This window comes from Lentzea kristufekii (genome assembly GCF_033949925.1).
In the GTDB taxonomy this organism is placed as follows: domain Bacteria; phylum Actinomycetota; class Actinomycetes; order Mycobacteriales; family Pseudonocardiaceae; genus Lentzea; species Lentzea kristufekii.
The window spans coordinates 24,166-49,544 of the sequence record NZ_JAXAVV010000011.1; the positions used below are offsets into that span (position 1 = coordinate 24,166).

A 25,379-nucleotide genomic window follows, 5' to 3' on the forward strand; every position below is an offset into this window, starting at 1 on the left:
TCCGGCGCGACTGGGCTACTTCGCTTCACTCGGACCAGGTGACCGGTCCGGAGCGCACCTGGACGCCGAGCTCCTCGAAGTGCCGGAGGCGACAGGATTGCCGTTCCTGTTCTCTCTCGAAGAGGAGTTCGTTGGGTGGTGCGGCATGTCCGGAGAGGCGAAGGTCCCTCTCCGATGCGCACCAAGGACTGTTCCGCGTGTCCAGCGGTCACGAACAGACTCGATCGTGGTCCGAGAACAGGACGAGCACTCAGAGCCAGCTCAACGCATCGACGGAGGCGCGGCCGCGGGACGACTTGGTTCCGCGTGGCGCAGCACGCAATCGTAGGAGGACAGGATGAAGGTGCTCGTCGGTTTCGCAACAGCCGCCGGATCGACCGAAGGCGTTGCGCAGCGGATCGCCGGGACAATGCGGGGACACGGCCACGAGGTGGAGACACGCAACGTGGACGAGGTGTCCGACGTGCACGGCTACGACGCGTTCGTGCTGGGCAGTGCGGTGCACAACCAGGCCTGGTTGCCCAACGCAGCCGGTTTCCTGTCGCGGGAACGCCAGGCGCTGGCTCGCAAGCCGGTGTGGTTGTTCAGCGTTGGATTGCCCGGTGCCTTGCGTGGTCCCGTGAGGAAGTGGGCGGGCATGGAGGAGTCGGACATTCTCGCGGGTCTCGCGGATGACGTGCGTCCACTGGGACACCAGCTGTTCACCGGCGTCGTCACCCCGAGAGCTTTCGGCAGGGGCGGCGCGGTGGTGTTCCGACTCATGGGTGGCCGGTTCGGCGACTTCCGCGACTGGGCGGCGATCGACGTCTGGGCGAATCAGATCGCGGAGGACCTGACCGACACCGAAACGCTCGGCTGAGACAGCGCGGAGGCGGTACTCGGTGGATGCGTCGTGTTCAAGCCCTCATGTCCCGCCGTTCGAACGCCATGGCCGCAGCTACCACGAGCACGCCGGTGAGCACGACCAGCCCGGCCAGGCCGAGCCAGCTCGGGTCACCGGTCAGCGCGTTGTTCACCGCGGCGTGGTGGAACGGTGAGAGCACCCGCCACGGGCGCAATTCCTCTGACAGCGCGGACAAGGCATCGAGCAGGTAGGTGAGCAGACCGACACCCACAGGGATCGCGACCGCCAGACCAGGCCTGCCCGTGAGCGCACCGACGAGCAGCGCCAGCGCACCGAACGGCAGCGCCACCACAGCACTCGCCTTGACCGCGAAGACCAGGTCCAGCCACGGCACTCCGAGGCCGGCCACGCTGCTGCCCACCACGAGCACGACTCCGAAAGCCACCGTGACGATCGCGAGCGACGCGAGCACCGCAAGGGCCTTGTCCAGGAGCAGGCGGGTGCGGGAGGCCGGGCCGGCAAGCAGCAGGTCCATCGTGTGCGCCTTCTCCTCGCCCGCGGTGGCCCTGGCCGCCTGGCCGATCACGACACCGAGCAGCACCAGCGGCGCGAGGAACCCGAACACCTCGCCCTGCAGGTAGCCCACGCCGCTGGCGAGCGACTGCTGGACGTTGAACAGCGCCTTGAACGCCTCCGGATACGAGTCGAGCACCTTCTCGAACTCGCCTGCGGCGTCGCGCACCGCCGGGTACACGGCGAGCTGCAGCATCACGCTCGCCACCAGGGCGATTCCCCAGCCGATGGTGCTGCCGCGGTTGTCCCGCAACGACTTGGTCACCAGTTCAGTCGTCATCGCCGTGCTCCTCGGTGTAGTGGACGAAGATGTCCTCGAGGTCGGGCTCGTGACTCGTGACGTTCAGCAGCGGGAACCTGGCCGCTGTGCGCACGAGTTCGCCGACCGCGCCTGTCGCCCGGCACCGGACCTCGGTGCCGCTCACCTGAACCGCCGCCTGCACACCGGGGATGTCGCCGAAGGAGGCGGCCGGGACTTCCTCACCGAAGGTGAAGGTGAGCTCCCGCATCGCGTTGGCCTTCAACGACATGACCGTGTCCTCGACGACGAGGCTGCCGGCGAGCAGGATGCCCACGCGGTCCGCGACCTGCTCGACCTCCGACAACACGTGCGAGGAGAACAGCACCGTGCCGCCGCCGTCGGCGTATTCACGCACGTAGGAGTGAAACTCCCTCTGTGCCAGCGGATCGAGGCCGCTCGCGGGTTCGTCCAGGATCACGAGCTCGGGCCGGTGCCCGAACGCCTGCACGATGCCCAGTTTCTGCCGGTTGCCTTTGGAGAGCTCACCCGCGGGCCGGTCGAGGTCCAGGTCCAGACGCTTGGCCAGCCGGAAGGCCTCGGAGAGGTCCGGATGTGCGCGCACCGCCCCGCAGAAGCGCAGGTAGTCGGCGCCGGTCAGGCGGTCGTAGAGCACGAGGTCGCCGGGCAGGTAACCGATGCGGCCGCGCAGCCGTGGGGACATCTTCGAGCCGAACAGCGTGATGCTGCCGCGGGTCGGCCTGATGACGTCGATCAACAGGCGCAGTGTGGTGGTCTTGCCGGCGCCGTTCGGGCCGAGCAGCCCGTACACCTCGCCAGGGCGCACCTCGAGGTTCAGATCGTGCAAGGCGGCGATCTTCCCGTAGGACTTGCCGAGCTGACGGGTGCTGATGACGTTCATCGCACACCGCCAGAGTCCGCGGAGCGCTTGACGGTGCGCCGGACCGCGCGGCTGACCTCACACCGTGGTGCGAACCGGTCTGCGAGGAGCGGGAAGGTAAGGGAAGCCACGGTGTTCCTCCTGAACGGGTCGATGCACCACGAGCACGGGGCAAGGCGCGTGGTGGAGCGCGGCCCTGGTCACGGCGCCGCACGAGCGGGTCTCGCCGGGCCCGACGACGATCAGGTCGGTGTCGGTGCAACGGCTGATCGCCTCGTGCGGCTGCTTGCGCACGAGGACGGCGGTGTGCGGGAACCCGGCGAGCAGCTCGGTCGAGCGCTCCAGGACCCAGCTGTGGTCCTCGTCCAGGTCTTCACGCACCACGGACGGCGGCGCGGCGTGCAGCACCCGCAAGGTGGCACCTCGGCTCTGTGCGAAGACTGCGGCACGAGCGAGGACACGAGCGTCGTCCGCGCCTCCGCTGACCAGGGCGGTGATGCGTCCGTGCAACCCGTGCCGCGCGTCCGGCGTGCCGCGTACTACCACCGCGTCGCAACCCGCGGCGCACACAACGGACAGGACGTGGCTGCCGAGGCCGAGCGGAGAGCCGGTCCTGCCCTGACAACCGACCACCACGAGCTGGGCGTGGAAGTCGTCTCCCAGCTGGTGCGTCTCGACCCAGGCATCGACGAGCTTCGCGTGGGCGGTTGCCCACTGCAGGGCCTCCTCGGTCCACGGGGAGCCGTCTGCGATCACCACGACAGGTTCCATACGTCCACGGTCGCCCTGTGCGGCAGCGGTACCCAGAGCGGAGGGTGACCACCTGAGCGGGACGAAAGTCCTGATGCCGCCGGGCCTCGTGCCGCTGTGCCCGCAGGTGGCCGGAGAAGGACCGTGTGGTCTCCAGCACGAGGAGGCACGACGATGAGCACGCTGACGTTCCTAGGTGGCACGGGCACGGTCACCGGAAGCAAGTTCCTGTTCGACACCGGCGGCTCGCAGGTGCTGGTGGACTGCGGTCTGTTCCAGGGACTGGCGCCGTTGCGGCGGCGCAACTGGCAGCAGCCCCCGCTCGACCTGGGCCGGCTGGACGCGGTCGTGCTCACCCACGCTCACCTGGACCACTGCGGCTATCTCCCGGTGCTGGTGCGGCACGGATGGCGCGGGCCGGTCTTCACCACCGAGGGGACCGCGAACCTGGCCGGGATCGTGCTGGCCGACAGCGCGCACCTGATGATGGAGGAGGCTCGTCAAGCCAACGAGTCGGGCTGGTCCAAGCACCGGCCCGCTCTGCCGCTGTACGACGCGGACGACGCGGAGCGCGCCACCAGGCTGTTCCGGCCGATCGACTTCGACGCGGCACGCTCCATCGCGCACGGCGTCGACCTCGAGTTCGGGCGGGCCGGGCACATCCTCGGCTCGGCCTGGGCACATCTGGCCCTGGGCGACCGCAGTGTCGTGGTGAGCGGTGATCTGGGCAGGCCGGCGCACCGGGTGCTGCTGCCTCCCCAGCCGAGGCCCGCCTGCGACGCCTTGCTCATCGAGTCGACCTACGGCGACCGCCCGCACGACGACGCCGCTGCCACCGCGTTGTTCGCGGAGACCATCCGGCGCACTGCCGCGCGTGGCGGAAGCGTGCTGATCCCCGCGTTCGCGGTGGATCGCACCGAGGTGATCCTGATCGAACTCGCCAAGCTGGTACGGGCAGGGGAGATCCCGGACCTGCCGGTGTTCGTCGACAGCCCGATGGCGCTGGCGTCACTGCGGGTCTACCGGCAGGCGGTCGCGAAGAGCTGGCCGGAGATCCGTCCCGAACTGATGGACGGCGACGACGCGTTCGACCCCGGCCACCTGGCGGAGCTGCACACGGCCTCCCAGTCGATGCGGGCCAACGACCCGAGGGAGCCTTCGATCATCATCTCCGCGTCCGGCATGGCCACCGGCGGCCGGGTACTGCACCACCTGAAGCACATGCTGCCCAACAACAGGCACACGATCGTCATCGTCGGCTACGCCGCGGTCGGCACACGGGCCCGCTCACTCGTCGCCGGAGCCCGAGAGATCAAGATCCACGGCCGGTACGTACCGGTGAAGGCCGAGGTGCAGGTGCTCGACGCGTTCAGCGCCCATGCCGATGCCGGCGAACTGCTGGCGTGGGCGACCACTGGACCCGCTCCGGCCACCACCTACGTCGTGCACGGTGAACCGGAGAGTGCCGCGACGCTGGCAGACCGGCTCAACACCGAGCACGGGTGGACTGCCGTGGTGCCGAGGGATGGCGAGCGGGTCCTGGTGTGACCCCGGTCAGCCGCTGGAGCTCATGGGTTCCATCAGGAGTTCGGTGACCGGTCGCCGCGGCGTCGCGGGGACCGGCGTGCTGAACCCGATGCGCAGCACGGTCTGGGGCACGAGCATGCCCCCGAGGGCGCGTCGCAACTCCTCGCGCACTGCGGGCACCTCCACCGGCTGGGACATGAACGACGCGGACAGGCCATGAGTGGTCGCTGTCAGCAGCACCCGCTGCATCGCCTGGCCCGCCTGGATCTCGCCGAGCTGCCCGTCGTAGAAGGAACAGACGACCGCGACCAGCGGATTGGACTCGTAGTCCTTTCCGGACGGACGTTCGTGGCCGTGCTCGGGGTCGAGATCGCGGAACATCCACTCGTCCTGCGCTTCGGGTCGGAAACCGGCGGACGCGGGCGGCACGCCGTCCACGGCGTCCGGCCGGTGCCCGGTGAGGCTCTCGAGCTCGGAAGCGACAGCGGGATTCTCCAGCTGGATCCGGTGGGCACGTCGCACGAAGTCCTTCATCCTGGCGACCTCCTCACGCACGCCGACGATGTGCAGCCAGGACCGTTCCAGCTCAGCGGCTCGCACGAGAGCGTGACGCTGCCGTGCGTCCACACCCGACTCGAAGAACGGGCGGCGGTTGGTCCGGCGCGTGGGCACGGCCTTGAGCAGCGCCCGCATCTCTTCGTCCTGGGTGATCACACCGCCGCGGCGGACCGTCGCCAGCGCGCCGGGCGCCACGTGACCGGGTAGCAAGCTCACCAGCGGCCGGACGCCGAACCCCTGCAAGGCCATGCGGAGATTGAACAACGCGGCACCACAGGACAGACGCAGTTCGCGGTCGTCGGGATCGGTGGCCGGAAGCCTGCGATCGAGGTCGGGGTGCAACTCGATGCGGTCGGGCAGCACCCGGAACCGCCACGGCTGGCTGTTGTGCACGGACGGCGCCAGCGACGCGGACCTCAGCACCGTTTCCACCTCTTCCGGTGCCAACCCCAACGCTGCGATCATCTCCACCGTCCGTCACCCCGTTGCCTGGCTTGCTGTGTCTGGATTCATCACTGTCACCTGATCCCGATGCGGACCCCACTGCCGAACGGCCCTATCTGGCCGGGATCGCTAGGCGTCGCAACGACCGCGTGCCAGGCTCGGGTCATGACGGTGCGGGAAGAACACCAGCCGCGCAGTCTCCTCGGTGGGTTGAGGCTCGACGACTTGCTCGACGAGATGCGTGAGCGGCTGTCCGAGATCGGTTCGACGCGCGACAAGATGCAGGGCCTGCTCGACGCCGTGATGGCCGTCGGTGCCGGCCTGGAACTCGACTCGACCCTGCAGCGCATCGTCCAGGCGGCCGTGGAACTGGTGGGGGCTCGTCACGGGGCGCTGGGCGTGCTCGGCCAGCACGACAACCTGTCCCAGTTCGTCTACGTCGGGATCGATCCGGAGACGCGGTCGAAGATGGGACATCTGCCAGAGGGCAAGGGCCTGCTCGGCCTGTTGATCAAGGATCCGCGGGCGATCCGGCTGCACGACCTGAGCGAGCACGCCGCCTCGGTCGGCTTCCCACCCGACCATCCGCCGATGCACAGCTTCCTCGGTGTACCCGTGCGCGTGCGCGACGAGATCTTCGGCAACCTCTACATGACCGAGAAGACGGGTGGCACCGACTTCACCCCGGACGACGAGGTGGTGCTGGAGGCACTGGCGGCCGCTGCCGGTGTGGCGGTGGAGAACGCGCGGTTGTTCGAACGGTCCCGGCTGCGCGAGCGGTGGCTGGAGGCGAACGCCGAGATCAACGCGCAGCTCCTGGGCGGTGCCTCGGCTGACGAGGCGCTCCAGCTCATCGTTCACCGAGCCGTGGAGCTCGCGGCGGCCGGCAGCGTGGCCGTCCTGCTCGCTGGAGATCAGGATCAACGGCTGCACGCCGCCGCGCAGGCAGGAGGGCCTCTTGTCGAAGGGGCTCTCGACACCGAGGAGACCGTTCTCGCCGAGGTCCTGGAGTCAGGCGCGCCGATGCTGGTCGAGGATCTGGAGGGGTTGTTCGGTTCGCAGGGGACCGGGCTGGGTGCCTGCGTCATCGTGCCGATGCGCGCGGGCACGAAGGTGATCGGGATGCTGGTGACCGTGCGGGAGAAGGGAGCGGCGTCGTTCGGGCACGACCTCATGCCGCTGCTCGCGTCGCTGGCGGACCAGGCGGTGGTGGCGCTGGAGTTCGCCGAGAACCAGAGCGCCAGACGCCTGGTCGACGTGCTGGAGGACCGCGACCGCATCGCCCGAGACCTGCACGACCACGTGATCCAACGCCTGTTCGCGACCGGTATGAGCCTGCAGGGCGCGTTGACCTGGGTGAACCACCCGGAGGCGAAGCGCAGGGTGCAGAAGGCAGTGAACCAGCTCGACCAGACCGTACTGGAAATCCGCACGTCGATCTTCGACCTGCAGGCCGACTCCGGTGACACCGGGTTGCGGCGCAGGCTGCTCGACATCGTCGCCGAGCTCACCGAAGGGGAAACGGTGACACCGGCGGTGCGGATGAGCGGCACGATCGACAACCTCGTGCCCGACTACATCGGTGAGCACGCCCAGGCCGTGGTCAGAGAGCTGACCAGCAATGCGCTGCGGCACGCCCGCGCGACCGAACTGACCCTCACCGTCGAGGCGGGCGACACGCTGATCATCAGCATGGTGGACAACGGCGTCGGCATGCCTCCGCAGGTGGCTCGCAGCGGACTGCGCAACCTGGAGCAGCGCGCGGCCGGCTACGGCGGGTCCTGCGCCGTCGCGGAAGAACCCGGCGGCGGTACGCGTGTGACGTGGCAGGTGCCCCTGGACTAGCCGTCCTCTCGCGGGGCAGGTGCGACACGTAGTTCTCCACCGTCTTCTCGGCGAGGTGCATCTTGGTCGCGATCTGCCGGTTCGTCAGGCCTTCGTCGATCCCGACGCGGACCACCTCGTGGTCGTCCACCAGGAAGACTCGCGCGGCCACCTCATCGCTCAACGACGTCGAATCGAACGATCCTGCACACGGGCGAGCCGCGACCGAGACCAAAGGCCTGAAACCTTCTCGTCCGAGGGATCCAGCGTCGAACGCCACCCGTGCCGGTTCGCAGAGTCGAACGGCCCGCGCAGAGCGAGACGCTCCGCCCTGTCCGGTGGACCACCGCCGGCCGATCGTCGAAGCATGCGCTGGAGTGCCGCCGAAGCGGCGGAGATCGTGGAAGCAGCCAGGAAGGCGCCCGTGTACAGCGCGGGCAAGCCCTGGGTGCTGGAACTGCACAACCGGTCGGTCTACCTCTACGAGGTCGCGCACAGGTCGCTGCACGACCCGCTGGGAATGGACCGGCTGCTGACCTGTGGTGCCGCTCTGGAGCACATCGTGCTCGCGGTGCGGAGCATCGGCTGGCACGCCAAAGTCGTGTTCCCCGCTGACCACGCCAACCCGGACCTGATAGCGGTCGTGCGCGCCGATCGGCGGCAACCACCGGACGAACAGGAGCTGAACCAGCACCGGGCCACGCTGCTCGCAGAAGGCACGCGCGACGGCGAGGCGAAGGACCTCGTGTCCGCCAACCACTGGGCGGGCACCGAACTGCACCCCGTTGACGACGACACGCTGGTCGTGGTCACCGTCGGCGACAGGCGCCCGGATCACGTGCGCGGAGGCGCCGCGTTGCAGGCGGCCGTCCTCGCAGCGCGAGTCGCGGGGCTGCGCGTCCGTCCGGTGATCCACTTGATGCATCGGCGGGAATGGCGCGCCGGTCTGATCGAACGTCACGAACTCGCGGGTTATCCGCAGGCGCTGCTGGTCGTGGGTGCCAAGGACCCGGATGGAGCGGGACCAACGGCCGCGTCCGCCGGCGCGCCTCGTTCCTAGCGTCGAGAGCGGAAGGGAGAAGCCATGCGTGCTCGCGAAATCATGACCAGTCCGGCCATCACGATGACACCCGAGGTGCCCGTCCGCGGAGCAGCGGCGTTGCTCGTGTCGCACGGGTTCACCGCGTTGCCGGTGGTGGACCACGACAAGCGGCTCGTCGGAATCGTCACCGAGGCGGACCTGCTGCGCAACGGCTACGTCGACGAGTCGAGCGGCAAGACCGTGGGCGAGGTGATGACTTCTCCCGCCGTGGCGATGGATGTCGGCGCACAGGGAAGCAAGATCGCCCGCGTGCTGGTGGACGACCGCATCCGGTGTCTGCCGATCGTCGACGGCTCGCAGGTCGTCGGAGTCGTCACCCGGCGAGACCTCGTGCGCGTCCTCGCCCGCACCGACACGACCGTGGCCGCCGAAGCGCAACGCGTGCTCGACCTCTACGGCGGTGGTCGCAAGTGGACGGTCGTCGTCCAGGAGGGTGAGGCCGTTGTCGGTGCGGACAACGCCGACGAGGAGACCGAACGCGTCCTGGCTGCGCTCGCCGGGTCCGTTCCCGGTGTGCTGCGCGTCCGCGTTCTGACCGGAGGAGAACGATGAACGGACCCGACGCCCCGGTCGTGGCCGGTGTCGACGGTTCGTCGTCGGCTCTGGCCGCGGTGAAGTGGGCCGCCGAAGAGTGCGCCCGCCACCACACGCCCTTGCGGCTGGTGCACGGGTATTCGTTGCCGGTCAGGGGTTATCCGGAAGTCATCTTGACGGGCAACGAGATCCGGCAGGCCATCGAGGACCAGGCACACGGGTGGCTGACCGAAGCGGTTGCCGCAGCCCGCGCGGCGGCGCCCGGCGTCGAGGTGACCACCGAGGTCTCCAACGACAACGGGACGCATCTGCTGATCCAGCAGTCGCACGACGCCCGGCTGATGGTCCTGGGCTCGCAGGGCCTCGGCAACGTCACCGGCCTGCTGGTCGGCTCGACCGCGATCGCTCTGGCCGCACACGGCAAGTGCCCGCTGGTCGTCGTCCGCGGGACCGCGGTGCCCGATGGTCCGGTCGTGGTGGGTGTGGACGGTTCCCCGACGAGCGAAGCCGCGCTGGCGTTCGCCTTCGAGGCCGCGTCGATGCGTGGCCGTTCGTTGACCGCGGTCATGTGCTGGCAGGACTTCATGGTGGAGAGCGCTGACAGCGCTACGAGGCTCACCGTGGACTGGGGCCAGGTCGAGGCGGAGGAACAGCGGCTGCTGGCGCAACGCCTGGCCGGGAGGCAGGAGAAGTATCCGGACGTCCAGGTGCATCGCGTGGTGCTGCGGGACCGTCCTGTGCGCGCTCTCATGCGGTATGGCGCGGAGGCGCAGCTTCTGGTCGTGGGCAGTCACGGGCGCGGCGGGTTCACCGGCATGTTGCTCGGGTCGACGAGTCAGGCACTCGTCTACAACGCGCCGTGCCCGCTCGCGATCATCCGTCCTTCCGGGTGAGTTCTGCTTTTCAGGAGTTCTGCGAGGGCAGAACGAGTAACGGCCGCACAGTTTTACTTGCGGAACCGTCCATGCCGGCGCAGCAGGCGTAACGCCTGGATGCAGGAGCATTGCAGGGCGATGTTCCGCCTGATCCAGCTCACGTGCCGCATACCCCCGGGGGTAGTTGTCGTCTTGCGGTCGGACGGCGTACGGTGAAAGACGAGATACCCCCGGGGGTACCTCCGCCGGGTCTCCTGGCGAATCTCGGACCGTGCGAGTGAGGGGAATGATCATGTCGTTGATAGTCGAGGTCGTCGCGACCTCGTCCCTGGGTGACCGCAGCTACCTGGCGCACGACGGGTGGGTGGCGGTCGTGGTGGACCCGCAGCGGGACGTCGAACGCGTCGTGGAGCTGGCAGGCCGGCTCGGGGTGAAGATCACGCATGTCGTGGAAACGCATCTGCACAACGACTACGTGTCCGGCGGGCTCGCGCTCGCCAAGCTGACCGGTGCGGTGTACGCCGTCGCCGCGGCGGACGACGTGGCGTTCGAGCGGTTGCCGGTGCGCGATGGCGACGAGATCGTGGTGTCCGACCGCATGCGGCTGACCGTGCTGGCCACACCGGGCCACACCTTCCACCACGTGTCCTACGTCCTGCACGGCTCAGGCGGGCCGGCAGGTGTCTTCACCGGCGGGTCGCTGTTGTTCGGCACGACCGGTCGCACGGACCTGCTGGGCAAGCAGCACGCGGATGTCCTCGCCCACCACCAGCACTCCTCCGTGCGCCGGTTGGCCGACCTGCTGCCGGATGGCGCCGAGGTGTGGCCGACGCACGGGTTCGGCAGTTTCTGCTCGGCCACGCAGTCCGACGCGCCGTCGTCCACGATCGGCCGGGAGAAGGCGGCGAACTCCGCGTTGCGGCTGGAGGCGGACGACTTCGTCGCTCAGATGCTCGCCGGACTGGACGCCTATCCCGCCTACTACGCGCACATGGGAGTGCGCAACGCACAGGGTGCCGAACTGATCGACCTGACGCCCGTGCGGATCGCCGATCCCGCCGAGCTGCGAAGCCGGATCGACTCCCAGGAGTGGGTGGTGGACCTGCGCTCGCGCAAGGCGTTCGCTCACCAGCACCTGGTCGGCACGCTGAGCTTCGGGCTGGACGGGCCGATGTCCACCTGGCTGGGCTGGATGGCGCCGTGGGGCGCGCCGATCACGTTGCTCGGCGAGTCGGCGGAGCAGGTGGCGCAGGCGCAGCGGGAGTTGGCGCGGATCGGGATCGATCGTCCCGCGGCCGCCGCGACCGGCACACCGGAGCAGTGGGCTGACGAGGAGAGCCGCTTGGGCGAGCTGGCCGTGGCCACGTTCGCGGATCTGGCCGCCGCCCGGGCAGGGCGACCTCCACACGGGCTGCCGGCCGTGGATGTGGTGCTGGACGTGCGGCTGATCGGCGAGTGGCGGCAGGGTCACGTCGACGGTGCTGTGCACATCCCGTTGCCCGAGTTGCCGCGACGAGTGGCGGACGTGCCCGGCGGTGTCGTGTGGGTGCACTGCCAGTCCGGCTACCGGGCCTCCATCGCCGCGAGCGTGCTGGCTGCGGCGGGTCGTCACGTCGTGCACGTGGACGACGGCTTCGACACTGCGCGCGATGCAGGCCTCGACGTGGTGGAGGACCCGGCGTGAGCACTCCGACGAAACTCGACGTAGCGCAGCTCCGGCGGCAGGTGGAGTCCGGCGCCGGGCCGCGTTTGATCGACGTGCGCACGCCCGCCGAGTTCGAGACCGCGCACATCCCCGGCTCCTACAACGTGCCGCTGGACCTGCTGCGTGAGCACCGCGACGAACTGCGCGCACACCTGGACGAGCAGGTCGTGCTGATCTGCCGGACCGGCAGGCGGGCGGTGGAGGCCGAGCAGGCACTGGCAGCCGCCGGACTGCCCAACCTCCGGCTGCTCGACGGCGGCATCGTCGCGTGGCAGGCGGCCGGTGGAGAGGTACGGCACGGCGAACCGCGCTGGGAGCTCGAACGTCAGGTCCGGCTGGTGGCCGGTGCGATCGTGCTGACCGCCGTCCTCGTGGGCGTGCTGGTGCCGCCGGTCACCTGGCTCGCGGGCCTGGTCGGCGCCGGGCTGGTCGTGGCGTCGCTGACCGACACCTGCCTCATGGGCATGCTGCTGGCCAAGCTGCCCTGCAACCGTGGCCCGCGCACTACCTTCCCGGCCGTGGTCGCCGCGCTGAGCGATGGGAGCGGGTGAGCGGGATGCTGGTGCTCACGCTGCTCGCCGCGGTGCTCGTGGGACTCGCGCTGGGTGTGCTCGGTGGTGGCGGGTCGATCCTGACCGTGCCGATCCTGGTCTACATCGCCGGGCAGGAGCCCAAGCAGGCGATCGCGATGTCGTTGTTCGTCGTGGGTGTCACCAGTGCTGTGGGCGCCATGTCGCACGCACGGGCTGGACGAGTGCGTTGGCGTACTGGGCTGGTGTTCGGCGCCGCCGGCATGGCGGGGGCGTACGGCGGTGGCCGCCTCGCGGAGCTCATCCCCGGCACCTGGCTGCTGGTGGGCTTCGCGGTGATGATGATCGCGACCGCGGCGGCGATGATCCGCGGTCGCCGCGACGGCGCCCCGGTGCAGCCGCACGGGGAGCTGCCGGTCGGCCGGGTGGTCGTGGAAGGCCTCGCGGTCGGTGCGGTCACCGGCCTGGTCGGCGCCGGTGGCGGCTTCCTCGTGGTGCCCGCGCTGGCGTTGCTGGGTGGGCTGCCCATGGCGATCGCCGTGGGCACATCGCTGGTCGTGATCGCGATGAAGTCGTTCGCCGGACTGGCGGGGTACCTCGCGACCGTCCACATCGACTGGAAGCTCGCCGTGATGGTCACCGTCGCCGCGGTGATCGGCAGCCTGATCGGTGGCAGGTTGACCGGACTGATCCCGGAGGCGTTGCTGCGCAGAGGTTTCGGCTGGTTCGTGCTCGTGATGGGCGGCTTCGTCCTCTCCCAGCAGCTGCCAATGGTGGCCTGGATCGTCGAGGCTCTGCTCGCAGCCGGTGTGGGCGGCGCATGGCTCGTCCTCCGCAAGCGTCGCAAGGTCACGGCGGGTGGCGGCCCTGAGTGATGCACCGCTTGACGCTCCTTTGCTCAGGTACCCTGGGGGGTACTGAAGGAGGTAACGGGTGGAGCTGAACGAAGACGTACTCGCGGACGTGGTCAAGCGGCTGCGACGCGTCCAGGGGCAGGTCGGCGGGCTCGTGCAGATGATCGAGTCCGGGCGGGACTGCAAGGACGTGATCACGCAGCTGGCGGCCGCGTCCCGTGCGCTGGACCGGGCCGGTTTCAAGCTGATCGCCAGCGGACTGGAGCAGTGCATCTCCGACGGCTCCGAGCAGTCGGTGGCCGACCGGGCTCAGCTGGAGAAGCTCTTCCTGGCGCTGGCCTGACCGAGCAGGCACACCGGCGGCAGGACGAACCAGCGCAACGCCTCGAAGTCCTCCGGCAGTCCGGTGGGTCCGTCGTCGATCAGGTCGGCACGAGCGGCGAGCAGCCACCGGGCATCGTCCAGCTGGGTGGCCAGCACCGCTTCGCCGGCACGGGCTGAGTGGCCGTGTGCGTTCGTGGTCGCGGCTGAACGCAGGTCCGGGAGTCCCGGCGGGAGAGTCGCCGTGGCGCGGTGTGTCCACAGCCCGGTGTGCGGGTCGAAGACGTAGTCGGGCAACAGCCGGTGGCCGTACCGGGCGATCAGTCGCACGGCCTCGACCAGGTAGTCGCGAACGGCGTCGGTGATGAAGTAGTTGAAGTTCAGCCGCACCCAGCCCGGTTTGACGCCGCTGCAGCCGACCTCGACCTCGTGGTCGTAGCCGTACGAGTGCTCGGTGTCGATGGCGAGCAGACGATGTCCGTACGGTCCGGCGCACGAGCACCCTCCACGCGACTGGACACCGAACATGTCGTTGAGCACGGCGACGACGAAGTCGTGGTGCAGGAAGCGCTCACCGGACCGGAGGCGGAACGACACGATCGACAACCTGGCGGCGCGGTGGCTGCCGAGGATCTCGATTCCGGGTTCTTCCTCCCACCTGGCCAGGGCGTACCGCCACAGACGTTCTTCACGGGCCTGGATCAGCCGGGTGCCGACGGCGTCCTTGAGCGCGAACACCAGACCGGCCCGGATGGACTCGACGATGGCGGGTGTGCCGCCTTCCTCACGCGCGACGGGGTCGTCGAGATAGCGGTGGCCGTCGGGGCGGACGAACGCCACCGTGCCACCGCCCGGCACGGTCGGCACCGCGTTGGTGAGCAGCTCCCGCCGGACCACGAGCACGCCGGGGGTCTGCGGGCCACCGACGAACTTGTGCGGCGACAGGAACACGGCGTCCTTGTGGTCGCCGCGGCCAGGCCCGCTTTCCCGCACGCGGATGGGCACGTACGGGCCGGCCGCGGCGTAGTCCCAGAAGGACAACGCGCCGTGGTCGTGCAGCAGCGCGGCGATGCTGTCGGTGTTGGTGAGCACACCGGTGACGTTCGACGCGGCGGAGAAGCTGCCGATCCGCAGTGGGCGGCCGGCGTACCGGACCAGCTTCCTGCGCAGGTCGGTGACGTCGACGTGACCGCGGGCGTCCTCACCGATGACCACGACGTCGGCGATCGACTCACGCCACGGCAGTTCGTTGGAGTGGTGCTCGTAGGGACCGACGAACACCACCGGACGTTCGTCCGGAGGGATTCGCTCCATCATCGAGTACTTGTCGCTCAACCCCGCGGGAAGCCGGATCTCGAGAATGCCGATGAGCTTGTTGACCGCGGCTGTCGCGCCGGAGCCGCAGAAGATCACGAGATTGTCCTCGGTGCCGCCGACCGAGTCGCGGATGAGCCTCCGGGCCTGCTCGCGCAGTCTCGTGGTGTACCGCCCGGTGGCGGAGCTCTCGGTGTGGGTGTTGGCGTAGCGGGGGAGGACGTGGGCGCGGATGAAGTCCTCGACGAAGGTCAGTGCCCGGCCCGACGCCGTGTAGTCCGCGTAGATGATCCTGCGCGGACCGTAGGGGCCGTCGAGGACCTCGTCGTCACCGATGAGGCCGCGCCGGATGCGGTCCAGCACGGGTGAAGCCTGTGCGTCGAGAACGTCGCCGTTCATTAGTCCATCGTGGACCGACGTGTCCGCCCGTGAACGCGGTCGATGGGCCCGCGTGTGCGGGGACGAAGGCCCCTTGAGGGAGCCAGGTGCCTGTCTATCTCGCGATCGTCTGATCGGGGAAGAAGCCCTGCGCGGCCGCGAGACTCGCACGGCAGCGGTGTCGGGCGTCCGCCGGCAGGTCTCGCATCGGACCAGCACGTCACCGGTCAGCTCGTCGACACCGACCGACGCGGCCGACGAGCAGGCGCGGCACCAACGGTGGCCGGTGACCTTGATGACGTGGTCGGCGGAGTGCACGCAGTGGTGCAGCCATCGCCGGTGAACGCGGCAGGAGACACGTTCCAGCGGGTTCAGGCCGAGATCCTCGGCCGCGTCCTCCTCGGCCGGCATCGCGGCGAGCGCACGGTCGCGGACGTCGGTGTAGCGCTGCCGGCCGGCGACGAGAAGGGGCGTGGTCATGGCGTTCTCCTGGGTTCGACGTCGGCTCCGGGCTTCTCTTGGGCCCCGTCTGCGAACACCGCACCGCGACTCCACCCGAGACCACAGGCTCTTCGTGATCGAGACGTTGGTCCCTGGGGATGGGGGTTCCCGCCCGGAAACCTGGTTTCAGGAGGTGGACCATGACCGCGAATTCGATGTCCCGACTCGTCCATCAAGCCTTCCCCTACCGCAACGAGCTAGCGACGGCAGGCGACCGGATCGAGAGCACGGTGCTCGTGCTGGGCATCGCGGTGGCGTTGCTGGCCGTTCCCGTGGCCGGTGCCATCGGCTCCGAGATCTACTCCTCGCAAAGCGCGCGTGCAGCTGTCGAGCAGGCCACGAAGAGCCGAGCGGAGGCGATCTTGATCGAGGACGCGCCGCCGGCTATCAGCATGTCCGAACGAGGCGGAGCAGTCGAGGCCGCATCCGTCCTCGCGACTTGGCGCCCGCGGGACGGAAGTACCCGGCACGGCGCGGTCCAGGCGCCTTACGACGCCAAGGCAGGCGCCGCGGTGCCGATCTGGATCGGTGAGAACGGTGAGGTGAGCGAGCCTCCCCTCACGGCGGAAGACGCTGCGCTCGACGCGATCTTCCTCGCGCTGCTGCTGTGGAGTGCGGCGGCCGGCTCGATGGCTCTCTTCTTCCTCGCCACGAGGTTCGCGCACAAGCAGATCCGCATGCGCGGATGGGCGCACGACTGGGAGCGGATCGCCCCGGCCTGGACGGGTAGGTGAGCCATGACCATTCCCATTGGACACACGAACACGGTCGTCGTCGGCGTCGACGGATCCGCTTCCTCGCAACGGGCGGTTCGCTGGGCGGCGGCGGAGGTAGCGCGCCGGGCCGCGACGCTGCGCATCGTGCATGCGGAGCTCCCCTTGCCCGCGGACGCGCTGGACCTGTCAGGCATGGCCCGTCACGCCCTGCACGACGAGGCGATGCGCTGGGTGCGCAGCGCGATCGCGGCTGCCGAGGACACCGCACCCGGTCTCGACGTCCAGGTGCGCGTGGAGGTCGGTTCCGCTGCCCGGCTGCTCGACCAGGAGTCGAAGACGTCGGCCCTGGTCGTGGTCGGCTCGCGCGGCCTCGGCGGGTTCACCGGCCTGCTGCTCGGCTCGGTCGCGGTGGCGTTGTCATGTCACGCGAAGTGCCCGGTCGTCGTGGTGCGCGGCGATGACCCGGCCTCGGACGGGCCGGTGGTCGTCGGGTTGAACGGCGCTCCGGAGAACTGGTACGTCGTGGATCGGGCGTTCGAGGAGGCCGAGGCACGCGACGTGGAACTGGTGGCCGTGCACGTCTGGCAGCCGCCGCTGAGGACGGCGAGGATCGCGGAGTCCGTCGGCATCGTGTGGTCGGAGCTCGACGCCGGCCGTGAGGCGCTGGTCGCCCAGCGGTTGGAGGCGTGCGCGGACCGGCACCCCGGCGTGGAGGTCAAGAAGTACGTGGTGCACGGATCGGCCGCACAACGGCTTGCGGAGTTCTCAGAGGGTGCCAGCCTGCTCGTGGTGGGCTCCCGCGGCACGGGCGGGCTCACCGGCATGGTGCTCGGCTCGACGAGCCAGGCACTCGTGCGGCACGCGCCTTGTCCTGTGCTCCTGCTCCGGCCAGGGCTCGCCGAACAGATGGATGTCGCCCAGACAGTCTTCTGAGCAAGGGAAATGGGGCGCCGCGGAGGCGGCGCCCCATTCCGCTGCGTCCTCACCTCAGCCAGGTGTTCGACCGGACGAGCGGCAGGCCGGACCACCACTGGGCCAAGCTCCAGATCGCGCTGCTCGCGGTGGCCGCGACGACGATGAGCACCAGTGCGTAGACGACGTGGTAGTCGATGAGCGGGTTCGTGGACCTCGTCGCCTCACCGAGTGAGTTGTGCTGGGCCGGCGGCCACTCCGCCGCCCACATGAGCAACATCATGAGGGAGCCTGCGATCGCCGCGATGCGCAGGCCGATCCCGAGCACCAGCGCCGTGCCGACCGCGAGAAGTCCCAGCATGAACAAGGTGTCGGCCCACCACGTACCGGCCCACGCGCGGAACGTCGACTCCAGCGGGCCGACGTGGACGTTGCCGAGGAAGCCCTTGGTCGGTGACCCTCCGGAGAACCACGCGTTCTTCTCCGTCGTCGCGTAGCCGAGGCCGAAAGCCTTGTCGAAGAACGCCCAGAGGAACAGCAGTCCGGTTGCGATGCGCAGCACCGCGATCGACATCGCACCCGCGTCCGCACGGGTCCTGACGGGAACTTGAACAGCGGACATCGTTACCTCCCGGTTGTTTCGCTTCGCTGGTCAGATTCGGAAACGAGCGGCCTCAGCGCGCGGCGACGAGCTGCTCGGCGATGTGGTTCGCCCAGAGCTCGATCTCGTCCCAGTCGCGGTAGTCGCCTGCCATGCTGCCTTGGGCCATCTTCTTGGCGAAGAAGCCGACAGCGGTCTGCGGGGTGAGCCTTCCACCGAACGTGGTCGGCTGGTCGGCACCGATGCGGGTGGCCAGCTCCCGCACCCTGGGCGGTGCCTTCTGCGCCGACAGGTCGGATCCGAGGGGACCGCTGTGGAACAGCCACACCGGTTTCCTGGCGAGCGCGGGAGCGTTGCGCTTCAGGAACTTCACCGCCTCCGGACGCCAGCGGGCGGCGTAGAGCGCACTGCCCAGCACGACCGCTTTGTAAGGCTCGACGGAGCTGACGTCCGCGGCGTCCAGCAGGGTCACCTCGTGCGCGGCCGAGCGGATCCGCGCCGCGATCGCCTCGGCGATCTCTTCGGTGGCGCCCATCTTGGTCGCATAGGCGACGAGAATTTCAGCCATACCAACACTTTCTTCGTGTCGAACCAGCCAGCACAGAGACCTTGTGCTCACCTGAGCCGGGACGCGGGCCACTGAAGTCGCTCTTCAGAACAGGCGATCCTGAAGGTGGCAGAGGAGGCGGAGATGAAGGTTCTGGTGGCCTTCGCGAGCGTCGCGGGCTCAACGGCCGGCATCGCCGAGTGGATCGCAGGCGCACTGCTGGCGCGCGGACACGATGTCGTGTTGCGCTCGGTCGAGGAGATCACCGGCGTGACGGGTCACGACGCGTTCGTGATCGGCAGCGCGGTGCACGACCAGGCCTGGTTGCCGGTGGCCGCGGACTTCCTCACCGAGAACCGCCGCGGCCTGCGCGGCAAGCCGGTGTGGCTGTTCAGCGTCGGCTCGCCCGGCGCGCTGCGCGGCCCGCTGCGGAGATGGGCGGCTCTGGAAGAGGTGGACATCCTCGCGGAGCTCGTCAAGGACGTGAACCCGGTGGAACACCGCCTGTTCACCGGAGTGGTCACCGCGGCGACGTTCGGGAAGTTCGGCGCGCTGTTGTTCCGAGCCGTTGGTGGCCGGTTCGGCGACTTCCGCGACTGGAACGCGATCGAGAACTGGAGCGCGTCCATAGCCGCCGCGCTCGCCGAGCAGAAGTCGTGAATGGTCTCCGTTGCCCACGCGACGGAAGCCACCCACGACCGGGCTCAAGGCAGAGTGCGGGCGATGCGGTCCGCGAGGTCCACCGTGCGGCTGGCGTAACCCCATTCGTTGTCGTACCAGCCCATCACCTTCACGACGTGGCCCTGGGCCTTGGTGAGCGAGGCGTCGAACACGCATGACGCGGGATCGCCGATGATGTCGCGCGACACGACGGGATCGGTCGTGTAGCGCAGGATTCCCTTGAGGTGCCTGGACGCCGCCTCCGCGAACGCGCGGTTCACCTGGTCCGCGGTGGCCGGTTCGGAGAGCCGGACGGTCAGGTCGGTGAGCGAGCCGTCCTCGACCGGCACCCGCACCGCCAGCCCGTCGAGCTTTCCCTCGAGCGAGGGGATGACCTGCCCGATGGCACGCGCCGCTCCGGTGGACGTCGGGATGATGTTCACCGCCGCGGAGCGTGCCCGCCGCAGGTCCTTGTGCGGCCTGTCCAGCAACGCCTGGTCGCCCGTGTAGCTGTGGATCGTGGTCATCACGCCTTCGACGATGCCGAACGCTTCGTCGAGCACGGCGGCCATCGGGGCGGCGCAGTTGGTGGTGCAGGAAGCGTTCGAGACGATGTGGTGGGAGCCCGGCTCGTAGATGTCGTCGTTGACTCCCAGCACGATGGTGGCGTCGACGTCCTTGCCCGGCGCGGTGATCAGGACTTTCCGCGCGCCGCGTTCGATGTGGACGCCGGCCGTCTCCCTGGTGCGGAACCGGCCCGTGGCCTCGATGACGATGTCGACGCCCAGCAGACCCCAGTTGAGTTCCTTCGGATCTGCCTCGCTGGTCACCAGGATGCTGTGGTCGTCCACCGTGATGGTGTTCCCCTCGGCGGAGACGTGCCTGCGCCACGGCCCGTAGGTCGAGTCGTAGGCGAGAAGGTGCGCCAGGGTTTCCGGCGTGGTGATGTCGTTGACGGCGACGATCTCGATCGCCGTGTCGTTGCGGTCGATGGCGGCGCGCAGCACGTCCCGCCCGATGCGACCGAATCCGTTGATGGCTACGCGAACCGGCATGATGGTCTCCTGCTGGAAGTGGACGGGGATGCGGGCACCATCGGCGGATGGCGCCCGCAGGTCGACGAACCTGTTGTCACCTGCACTGCTGTGCGCTTTCAGCGGGCGTGGCGCAGCAGCAGCCGGCGTTCCGCGGATCCGATCGCCGCCCTGGCCGCCGGAACGGCGTCGACGTTCACCGAGATGGAGGTGATGCCGAATTCCACGAGCTTTTCGGCGAACTCGGGTTTGTTGGACGGGGCCTGCCCGCAGAGCGATGAGGTGATGCCGGCGTCGCGGGCGGCACCGACGATGCGGCCGATCATGTCGAGCACGGAGGGATCGGACTCGTCGAACAGATCCGCGCACAGCTCGGAGTCGCGGTCGACGCCGAGCATCAGCTGCGTGAGGTCGTTGCTGCCGATGGAGACGCCGTCGATGCCGGACCGCGCGTACTCGGGAATCCAGTACGCCACCGAGGGAACCTCGGCCATGACCCACCGGTGCAGGCCGCGGTGGCGGCCGAGCGGGCTGCGGTCGATCTGCTCCAGGCAGGCTTCGAGTTCCCATTTGGTGCGCACGAACGGGATCATCAGGTGCAGGTTCGGCGTCTGCTCTCGCACGCGGGCAAGGGCTTCGAGCTCCAGACCGAACAGCATCGGGTCGTCGACGTACCGGTAGCAGCCGCGGTAACCGATCATCGGGTTGTGCTCGTGCTTCTCGAACTCGTCGCCGCCCTTGAGCTCGCGGAACTCGTTGGTGCGGAAGTCCATCGTCCGGTAGATGACGGGACGCGGTGCGAACGCATGGGTGATCTGCAGCAGTGACGACGCCATGGCGTTGAGGAAGTCCTCGGTTCCGTGCTGGGCGAGGAACCGGCGCGGGTGTTCCGCACCGAGCGCTTCGGTGAGCATGAACTCCGCTCGCAGCAGCCCGACACCGTCGACGGGCATCGCGGCGACCTCGGCGGCGTGCTCGGGCAGCGCCAGGTTCACGTACACCCGCGTGCCCAGAGCCTCGGTGGACGGCATGACGGGCGCGACGATCCGCGGCGCGGTGATGATCGGTGCCGAACCGGCGCGGACCTCGCCCGCACTGCCGTCGACCGTGACCTGCTGCCCCTCCTTCAGCACCGTGGTGGCCGCACCGGTGCCGACCACGCACGGCACCCGCAGCTCACGGGCGACGATGGCGGCGTGACAGGTGATGCCGCCGCCGTCGGTGACGACCGCGGACGCCCGGCGCATGGTCGGCACCCAGTCGGGGTTGGTCATCTCGGCGACGAGCACCTCGCCGTCGCGCAACCGTGAACCTTCGTCGGGCGAGCTCAGGACCCGGACACGTCCGGACGCGATGCCGGGGGAGGCGGCCAGCCCCGCGACCAGCGGGCCGTCGGACAGCGGCGCGGTGTCCGGGAGCGTGGTGATCGGCCGCGACTGCACCAGCCACGTCTTGCCGTCGGCGATCGCCCACTCGGTGTCCTGCGGCTCGCCGTAGTGCCGCTGCACGCGCAACCCCAGCCGCCCGATCGCGACTGCCTCGGCTTCGGTGAGCACCTGAGCGTGAGATTCCTCGGCATCGAGCTCGATGCGCTGGTCCGCGCCGTCCGGGCCGCGGACGAGCTTGTGAGTCTTCCGCCCGACACGGGTGTCCACAAGAGACACGTCGTCACCGTTGCGGCGCAGCACGTACGTGTCCGGCTCCACCGCTCCGCTGACGACGACCTCGCCGAGTCCGAACGACGCCTCGACGAGCAGTTTGTCGCGGTCGCCGGTCGACGGATCGGCGGTGAACATGACACCGGACCGTTCGGAGTTCACCATCCTCTGCACCACGACGGCGATCGCCGGCTCGTCGGTGATGCCCTGTTCGGCGCGGTAGGCGATCGAACGTGTGCCGAACAACGACACCCAGCAGTCCAGGAGCCGGTCCAGCACGGCGTGGGCGCCTCGGGTGTTGGTGAACGTGCTGTTCATGCCCGCGAACGACGAGCCGGCGGTGTCCTCCGAGGTGGCCGAGGACCGGACCGCCACGGACTCGTCCTGACCGAGTTCGCGGTACGCCTGCAGCACCGCGTGCCGCACGTCGTCGGAGATCCCGGCCTTGCGCACCACTTCACGCATCCGCTCTGCCGACTCGGCGAGCCGATCGGGCGTCGCCGAGTGGTCGAGCGCGATCGCGAGCTCCGCGGCGAGGTCCTCTCGGACCTGGCTCATCGACGTGAGAAATGCTTCAGCGGTCACCACGAAACCGGGAGGCACCGGGAGGCCCGCGCGGGTGCACTCACCGAGGTTCGCGCCCTTCCCGCCGGCGATCGCCGTGTCGTTCTTGCCGAGCGTGGTGAAGTCGCGGATGTAGGTGCTCACGGCTGCTCCTGTCGGGTGAGGACGTCGATGACGGGGCGGCGGGGCGTGGCGGGCAGTGGATCGGCGTTGAACCCGGCCCAGCCGACCCGGATCACCAGCTGCGGACAGGTCGAGCCGCCCAGAACGCGGTCGCGCACCAGTTCCCGGGTCTCCACGACCTCGAGCGGCTGGCTCAGCGGGCAGGACGCGAGCCCGGCCGATGTGGCTTCGAGCAGGACGGCGCTCGTCGCTTCGCCCGCCCGCAGCCGGGACAGGCTGTCGTCGGACGAGGTGCTGAGCACGATCAGCGATCCGGCGTCCTCGCTGAGCAGCAGCCGGTCGGTCTGCGCGAGCTCGCCGGGTGCGAACTCCCGCATGTGGAGGTTTCCGTACTGCCGTGAGCCCGCCGGGATGTTCGCTGCGGGCACACCCGCCGAGGCGCCGGGATACACACCGGTCCACTCGTGGATCTCGGCCCGGTATCCCGGATCGGTCTCCTGCGCGCCGGCGGCCTTGGCGATGGCCATGAGCAGTTCGTCGCGCGCACGCCCCAGCACCTCCTGCGCCTCAACACCTTCTGCCAGGGCACAGGACGTGAGCTGCGCGGTGATGCCCGGGGGTACCGTCCAGGACGAGAAGGCTCGGCGGTCTGTGCGCCTGCGGGGAATGGCCGCCGCGAGAGCGACGTGCGACTCGGTGGGGCCAGAGGCCTGGAACTCGATCGCCGCGAGGTGGTCGGGCTGTCCGGGATTCGGCAGCCGGTGGACGATCGCCCGCCACCCGAGTGCCGCCAGCCCCACGCGCAGGTGGTGCAGCGCGGCCCCGCAGCTGATGATCAGGTCCGCCCCCAGCGGGTCCACCGCCGGCAGGCTGCGCGCGCGATCGGCGTACAGGTGCAGGCTGTGCGCACCGAGCTCCCAGCGCCACGGCTGTGAGTTGTGCACCGACGGCGCGCGGCAGGCGAGCGCCACCGCCGCCCGCAGCGTGTTCTCGTCCGGCTGACCGCGGTTCATCCGGGTTCACCTCCAGGTCTGAGTTCCACGCTCAAACCTCGCAGCGTCGACGGATGCGGGTGAGGGGCCTAGGTCCCCTGCCGACCGGGACCGCTGTCCCGCGCGGTGGCGCCTTTGGCACGTGTCCGGACGCCCCGCGCGCGACAACGCTGGACCACACATGAACGAACGGATCGCCGGAGGGTGTCATGCGTGAACCGACTGTTTCCTCGCTGATGACGCGTGAGGTGATCAGCGCGGACATCGAGAGCTCGTTCAAGGAGCTGGTGCGACTGCTGGAGGACAACAAGATCAGCGCCTTGCCCGTGCTCGACGGCGGTTACCCCGTGGGTGTCGTGTCGGAAGCCGACCTGACGCCGAAGGAGGAGTTCCGCGGCGGCACCGGAGAAGCACCAGGTCTGTTCGCCGGGCGTGCTACCAGGCACCGCTGGGAACAGGCCTCGGGACTGACCGCCAAGGACGTGATGACCAGCCCGGTCAGGAGCGTCTCGCCGGACACCACGGCCAGTGCGGCCGCCGGGGAACTCGCCGAGGCCGGCGTCCGAAGGCTCTTCGTGATGGACGGCGACGGCGCCCTCGTCGGTGTGCTGTCCCGACGTGACCTGCTGAAACTCTACCTGCGTGAAGACGACGAGCTGAGGACGACCATCCGCGACGAGATCTTCGGCCGAACTCTGTGGGTCGACCCGGACACCATCGACGTGGAGGTGACCGACGGCGTCGTGGCACTGCAGGGAACTCTCGAACGCCAGAGCGAGGTCGACATCGCCGACCACCTCGTGCGCGCCCTGCCGGGTGTCGTGGACGTGCAGAACCGGTTGCAGCCGAAGTGGAACGACACGACCCACCCCCGCCAGACCGAGATCTTCGGGTGAAGGGAGAGCGACTGATGAGGACCCGAGACGTGATGACGACCGAAGTCGTGGTGGTCAGCCCGGACACAGGCGCTCGCGACGCTGCCCGGCTGCTGGCCGAGCACGGTTTCACCGCACTGCCCGTGGTTGACGCCACGGGCACCTTCGTCGGTGTCGTGGACGAGGCCGCACTGCTGCGCGACCGGCTGCCGCAGGACCCCCGCCGGCTCGTGCACGGCGAACCGGTGGTTCCCCGGCACGCACCAGGGGACGTGGTGGCCCAGGTGATGACGAAGCCGACGGTGACCGCCACGCCGAACACCGACCTGGCGGAGGTCGCCGACCTGATGCTCGACCACGGTGTGCGCAGCGTGCCGGTCGTGCACGAAGGTCGTCTCGCCGGCATCGTGACCCGGCGGGACATGCTGCGCTCCATCAGCCGCGCGGACTGGATCATCGAGGCGGAGATCCGCCATCGCCTCGGCGTGCTCGGCGCCGCACACCGGTGGCAGGTCGAGGTGAGCGGAGGCAGGGTGTCCATCGTGGACGAGATGAACGACCCGGCCGACCGGCACGTGGCCGAGGTGCTGGCCCGCGCGGTCGCCGGTGTGACCGACGTGCACATCACCACGCCCGAACGGATCTGATCATGGCCAGACGATGGAGTGATCTCACACACGCACAACGGAAGGTCTTCGTCGCGATGGGCGCCGTGCAGGTCGCGCTCGCCGGTGCGGCGTGGACGGACCTCGCTTTGCGGCCCCGCGAGTTCGTGCGCGGCCGCAAAGCGTGGTGGGCCTTGGCGATCCTGGTGAACTTCGCCGGGCCGCTCGCCTACTTCCGCTGGGGGAGAAGGCCGTAGGCATGAAAAGGCGCCGGGCGAGCCCGGCGCCTTTCGTTTTTCAGGCCTCGATGGCGACGTCC

Annotated in this window: 26 protein-coding genes and 1 pseudogene; 16 read left to right on the forward strand and 11 right to left on the reverse strand. The window is 69.2% G+C overall.

Annotated features, from left to right (window positions below):
• Positions 1-337: 337 nt before the first annotated feature.
• The gene (locus SK571_RS22555) at positions 338-859 is read left to right on the forward strand and encodes a flavodoxin domain-containing protein (RefSeq protein WP_319986066.1); all 522 of its coding nucleotides are present in this window, start codon (positions 338-340) and stop codon (positions 857-859) included.
• A gap of 37 nt (positions 860-896) precedes the next feature.
• Here SK571_RS22555 and SK571_RS22560 read toward each other — a convergent pair whose 3' ends face one another.
• Genes SK571_RS22560 through SK571_RS22570 form a run of 3 tightly spaced genes read right to left on the reverse strand, consistent with a single transcriptional unit; the run spans position 897 to position 3,315 of the window.
• Positions 897-1,697 (reverse strand): ABC transporter permease subunit, encoded by an 801-nt coding sequence (locus tag SK571_RS22560; protein ID WP_319986067.1) that lies wholly within the window; start codon positions 1,695-1,697, stop codon positions 897-899.
• Positions 1,687-2,577, reverse strand: a complete 891-nt coding sequence (locus SK571_RS22565; protein WP_319986068.1) for an ABC transporter ATP-binding protein — start codon at positions 2,575-2,577, stop codon at positions 1,687-1,689. Before SK571_RS22565 ends, SK571_RS22560 begins: the two co-directional genes overlap by 11 nt.
• A 57-nt stretch (positions 2,578-2,634) precedes the next feature.
• On the reverse strand, positions 2,635-3,315 hold the full coding sequence (locus SK571_RS22570; RefSeq protein WP_319986069.1) for a universal stress protein: 681 nt from the start codon (positions 3,313-3,315) through the stop codon (positions 2,635-2,637).
• A gap of 165 nt (positions 3,316-3,480) precedes the next feature.
• Here SK571_RS22570 and SK571_RS22575 point away from each other — a divergent pair, with 165 nt between their 5' ends.
• Positions 3,481-4,854 (forward strand): MBL fold metallo-hydrolase, encoded by a 1,374-nt coding sequence (locus tag SK571_RS22575; protein ID WP_319986070.1) that lies wholly within the window; start codon positions 3,481-3,483, stop codon positions 4,852-4,854.
• Between the two features lie 6 nt (positions 4,855-4,860).
• On the opposite strand, the gene SK571_RS22580 is transcribed toward SK571_RS22575, so the two are convergent.
• Positions 4,861-5,856: an Acg family FMN-binding oxidoreductase gene (locus tag SK571_RS22580; protein ID WP_319986316.1), complete on the reverse strand. Its 996-nt coding sequence runs from the start codon at positions 5,854-5,856 to the stop codon at positions 4,861-4,863.
• A gap of 144 nt (positions 5,857-6,000) precedes the next feature.
• On the opposite strand from SK571_RS22580, the gene SK571_RS22585 reads away from it, so the two are divergent.
• On the forward strand, positions 6,001-7,680 hold the full coding sequence (locus SK571_RS22585) for a GAF domain-containing sensor histidine kinase (RefSeq protein ID WP_319986071.1): 1,680 nt from the start codon (positions 6,001-6,003) through the stop codon (positions 7,678-7,680).
• Positions 7,681-7,696: 16 nt separating this feature from the next.
• On the opposite strand, the pseudogene SK571_RS22590 reads toward SK571_RS22585, so the two are convergent.
• A pseudogene (locus SK571_RS22590) lies at positions 7,697-7,780 on the reverse strand (LuxR C-terminal-related transcriptional regulator); the annotation flags it as partial.
• Between the two features lie 246 nt (positions 7,781-8,026).
• Between SK571_RS22590 and SK571_RS22595 the strand changes: the two are divergent.
• From SK571_RS22595 to SK571_RS22625, 7 genes are all read left to right on the forward strand, one after another.
• Positions 8,027-8,719 (forward strand): hypothetical protein, encoded by a 693-nt coding sequence (locus SK571_RS22595; protein ID WP_319986072.1) that lies wholly within the window; start codon positions 8,027-8,029, stop codon positions 8,717-8,719.
• A 24-nt stretch (positions 8,720-8,743) separates the two neighbouring features.
• On the forward strand, positions 8,744-9,313 hold the full coding sequence (locus tag SK571_RS22600; protein ID WP_319986073.1) for a CBS domain-containing protein: 570 nt from the start codon (positions 8,744-8,746) through the stop codon (positions 9,311-9,313).
• Positions 9,310-10,188, forward strand: coding sequence for a universal stress protein (locus SK571_RS22605; RefSeq protein ID WP_319986074.1), 879 nt, complete (start codon positions 9,310-9,312; stop codon positions 10,186-10,188). The genes SK571_RS22600 and SK571_RS22605 overlap by 4 nt, the downstream gene beginning before the upstream one ends.
• A gap of 274 nt (positions 10,189-10,462) precedes the next feature.
• Positions 10,463-11,854 (forward strand): MBL fold metallo-hydrolase, encoded by a 1,392-nt coding sequence (locus tag SK571_RS22610; RefSeq protein WP_319986075.1) that lies wholly within the window; start codon positions 10,463-10,465, stop codon positions 11,852-11,854.
• Positions 11,851-12,426, forward strand: coding sequence for a rhodanese-like domain-containing protein (locus tag SK571_RS22615; protein WP_319986076.1), 576 nt, complete (start codon positions 11,851-11,853; stop codon positions 12,424-12,426). Before SK571_RS22610 ends, SK571_RS22615 begins: the two co-directional genes overlap by 4 nt.
• 5 nt (positions 12,427-12,431) lie before the next feature.
• The gene (locus SK571_RS22620; protein WP_319986077.1) at positions 12,432-13,280 is read left to right on the forward strand and encodes a sulfite exporter TauE/SafE family protein; all 849 of its coding nucleotides are present in this window, start codon (positions 12,432-12,434) and stop codon (positions 13,278-13,280) included.
• Positions 13,281-13,338: 58 nt separating this feature from the next.
• Positions 13,339-13,602 (forward strand): metal-sensitive transcriptional regulator, encoded by a 264-nt coding sequence (locus SK571_RS22625; RefSeq protein WP_090072999.1) that lies wholly within the window; start codon positions 13,339-13,341, stop codon positions 13,600-13,602.
• Here SK571_RS22625 and SK571_RS22630 read toward each other — a convergent pair.
• Positions 13,569-15,752 (reverse strand): aminotransferase class V-fold PLP-dependent enzyme, encoded by a 2,184-nt coding sequence (locus tag SK571_RS22630; RefSeq protein ID WP_319986078.1) that lies wholly within the window; start codon positions 15,750-15,752, stop codon positions 13,569-13,571. The genes SK571_RS22625 and SK571_RS22630 overlap by 34 nt on opposite strands.
• A 161-nt stretch (positions 15,753-15,913) precedes the next feature.
• Between SK571_RS22630 and SK571_RS22635 the strand changes: the two genes are divergently transcribed.
• A complete protein-coding gene (locus tag SK571_RS22635; protein ID WP_319986079.1) occupies positions 15,914-16,507 on the forward strand; it encodes an Rv1733c family protein in 594 nt (197 codons plus the stop codon).
• A gap of 3 nt (positions 16,508-16,510) precedes the next feature.
• The gene (locus tag SK571_RS22640) at positions 16,511-17,422 is read left to right on the forward strand and encodes a universal stress protein (protein ID WP_319986080.1); all 912 of its coding nucleotides are present in this window, start codon (positions 16,511-16,513) and stop codon (positions 17,420-17,422) included.
• 49 nt (positions 17,423-17,471) lie between these two features.
• Here SK571_RS22640 and SK571_RS22645 read toward each other — a convergent pair whose 3' ends face one another.
• Together SK571_RS22645 and SK571_RS22650 are read right to left on the reverse strand one after the other, a co-directional pair.
• The gene (locus SK571_RS22645; RefSeq protein WP_319986081.1) at positions 17,472-18,023 is read right to left on the reverse strand and encodes a DoxX family membrane protein; all 552 of its coding nucleotides are present in this window, start codon (positions 18,021-18,023) and stop codon (positions 17,472-17,474) included.
• Positions 18,024-18,075: 52 nt separating this feature from the next.
• Entirely contained in the window at positions 18,076-18,570 is a 495-nt protein-coding gene (locus SK571_RS22650; protein WP_319986082.1) for a flavodoxin domain-containing protein, read from the reverse strand.
• A gap of 123 nt (positions 18,571-18,693) precedes the next feature.
• Between SK571_RS22650 and SK571_RS22655 the strand changes: the two genes are divergently transcribed.
• Positions 18,694-19,209: a flavodoxin domain-containing protein gene (locus SK571_RS22655; protein ID WP_319986083.1), complete on the forward strand. Its 516-nt coding sequence runs from the start codon at positions 18,694-18,696 to the stop codon at positions 19,207-19,209.
• Between the two features lie 44 nt (positions 19,210-19,253).
• Here SK571_RS22655 and gap read toward each other — a convergent pair whose 3' ends face one another.
• The 3 genes from gap to SK571_RS22670 form a co-directional block, all read right to left on the reverse strand.
• A complete protein-coding gene (gap, locus tag SK571_RS22660) occupies positions 19,254-20,264 on the reverse strand; it encodes a type I glyceraldehyde-3-phosphate dehydrogenase (RefSeq protein ID WP_319986084.1) in 1,011 nt (336 codons plus the stop codon).
• 98 nt (positions 20,265-20,362) lie between these two features.
• The gene (gene ppsA / locus SK571_RS22665; RefSeq protein WP_319986085.1) at positions 20,363-22,609 is read right to left on the reverse strand and encodes a phosphoenolpyruvate synthase; all 2,247 of its coding nucleotides are present in this window, start codon (positions 22,607-22,609) and stop codon (positions 20,363-20,365) included.
• The gene (locus SK571_RS22670) at positions 22,606-23,601 is read right to left on the reverse strand and encodes an Acg family FMN-binding oxidoreductase (protein ID WP_319986086.1); all 996 of its coding nucleotides are present in this window, start codon (positions 23,599-23,601) and stop codon (positions 22,606-22,608) included. The genes ppsA and SK571_RS22670 overlap by 4 nt, the downstream gene beginning before the upstream one ends.
• A gap of 188 nt (positions 23,602-23,789) precedes the next feature.
• Between SK571_RS22670 and SK571_RS22675 the strand changes: the two genes are divergently transcribed.
• Genes SK571_RS22675 through SK571_RS22685 form a run of 3 tightly spaced genes read left to right on the forward strand, consistent with a single transcriptional unit; the run spans position 23,790 to position 25,317 of the window.
• A complete protein-coding gene (locus tag SK571_RS22675) occupies positions 23,790-24,476 on the forward strand; it encodes a CBS domain-containing protein (protein WP_319986087.1) in 687 nt (228 codons plus the stop codon).
• A gap of 14 nt (positions 24,477-24,490) precedes the next feature.
• On the forward strand, positions 24,491-25,102 hold the full coding sequence (locus SK571_RS22680; protein WP_319986088.1) for a CBS domain-containing protein: 612 nt from the start codon (positions 24,491-24,493) through the stop codon (positions 25,100-25,102).
• Between the two features lie 2 nt (positions 25,103-25,104).
• Positions 25,105-25,317 carry a PLDc N-terminal domain-containing protein gene (locus SK571_RS22685; RefSeq protein WP_319986089.1) on the forward strand — a complete coding sequence of 71 codons (213 nt, stop codon included), beginning with the start codon at positions 25,105-25,107 and terminating at the stop codon, positions 25,315-25,317.
• The last annotated feature ends 62 nt before the right edge of the window (positions 25,318-25,379 follow it).

Bases quoted from the DNA above. Each gene is read 5' to 3' on its own strand.
- SK571_RS22555 (WP_319986066.1), top strand. From the start codon at position 338: ATGAAGGTGCTCGTCGGTTTCGCAACAGCCGCCGGATCGACCGAAGGC.
- SK571_RS22560 (WP_319986067.1), bottom strand. From the start codon at position 1,697: ATGACGACTGAACTGGTGACCAAGTCGTTGCGGGACAACCGCGGCAGC.
- SK571_RS22565 (WP_319986068.1), bottom strand. From the start codon at position 2,577: ATGAACGTCATCAGCACCCGTCAGCTCGGCAAGTCCTACGGGAAGATC.
- SK571_RS22575 (WP_319986070.1), top strand. From the start codon at position 3,481: ATGAGCACGCTGACGTTCCTAGGTGGCACGGGCACGGTCACCGGAAGC.
- SK571_RS22580 (WP_319986316.1), bottom strand. From the start codon at position 5,856: ATGATCGCAGCGTTGGGGTTGGCACCGGAAGAGGTGGAAACGGTGCTG.
- SK571_RS22585 (WP_319986071.1), top strand. From the start codon at position 6,001: ATGACGGTGCGGGAAGAACACCAGCCGCGCAGTCTCCTCGGTGGGTTG.
- SK571_RS22595 (WP_319986072.1), top strand. From the start codon at position 8,027: ATGCGCTGGAGTGCCGCCGAAGCGGCGGAGATCGTGGAAGCAGCCAGG.
- SK571_RS22600 (WP_319986073.1), top strand. From the start codon at position 8,744: ATGCGTGCTCGCGAAATCATGACCAGTCCGGCCATCACGATGACACCC.
- SK571_RS22605 (WP_319986074.1), top strand. From the start codon at position 9,310: ATGAACGGACCCGACGCCCCGGTCGTGGCCGGTGTCGACGGTTCGTCG.
- SK571_RS22610 (WP_319986075.1), top strand. From the start codon at position 10,463: ATGTCGTTGATAGTCGAGGTCGTCGCGACCTCGTCCCTGGGTGACCGC.
- SK571_RS22620 (WP_319986077.1), top strand. From the start codon at position 12,432: ATGCTGGTGCTCACGCTGCTCGCCGCGGTGCTCGTGGGACTCGCGCTG.
- SK571_RS22630 (WP_319986078.1), bottom strand. From the start codon at position 15,752: ATGACCACGCCCCTTCTCGTCGCCGGCCGGCAGCGCTACACCGACGTC.
- SK571_RS22635 (WP_319986079.1), top strand. From the start codon at position 15,914: ATGACCGCGAATTCGATGTCCCGACTCGTCCATCAAGCCTTCCCCTAC.
- SK571_RS22640 (WP_319986080.1), top strand. From the start codon at position 16,511: ATGACCATTCCCATTGGACACACGAACACGGTCGTCGTCGGCGTCGAC.
- SK571_RS22645 (WP_319986081.1), bottom strand. From the start codon at position 18,023: ATGTCCGCTGTTCAAGTTCCCGTCAGGACCCGTGCGGACGCGGGTGCG.
- SK571_RS22650 (WP_319986082.1), bottom strand. From the start codon at position 18,570: ATGGCTGAAATTCTCGTCGCCTATGCGACCAAGATGGGCGCCACCGAA.
- SK571_RS22655 (WP_319986083.1), top strand. From the start codon at position 18,694: ATGAAGGTTCTGGTGGCCTTCGCGAGCGTCGCGGGCTCAACGGCCGGC.
- gap (WP_319986084.1), bottom strand. From the start codon at position 20,264: ATGCCGGTTCGCGTAGCCATCAACGGATTCGGTCGCATCGGGCGGGAC.
- SK571_RS22670 (WP_319986086.1), bottom strand. From the start codon at position 23,601: ATGAACCGCGGTCAGCCGGACGAGAACACGCTGCGGGCGGCGGTGGCG.
- SK571_RS22675 (WP_319986087.1), top strand. From the start codon at position 23,790: ATGCGTGAACCGACTGTTTCCTCGCTGATGACGCGTGAGGTGATCAGC.
- SK571_RS22680 (WP_319986088.1), top strand. From the start codon at position 24,491: ATGAGGACCCGAGACGTGATGACGACCGAAGTCGTGGTGGTCAGCCCG.
- SK571_RS22685 (WP_319986089.1), top strand. From the start codon at position 25,105: ATGGCCAGACGATGGAGTGATCTCACACACGCACAACGGAAGGTCTTC.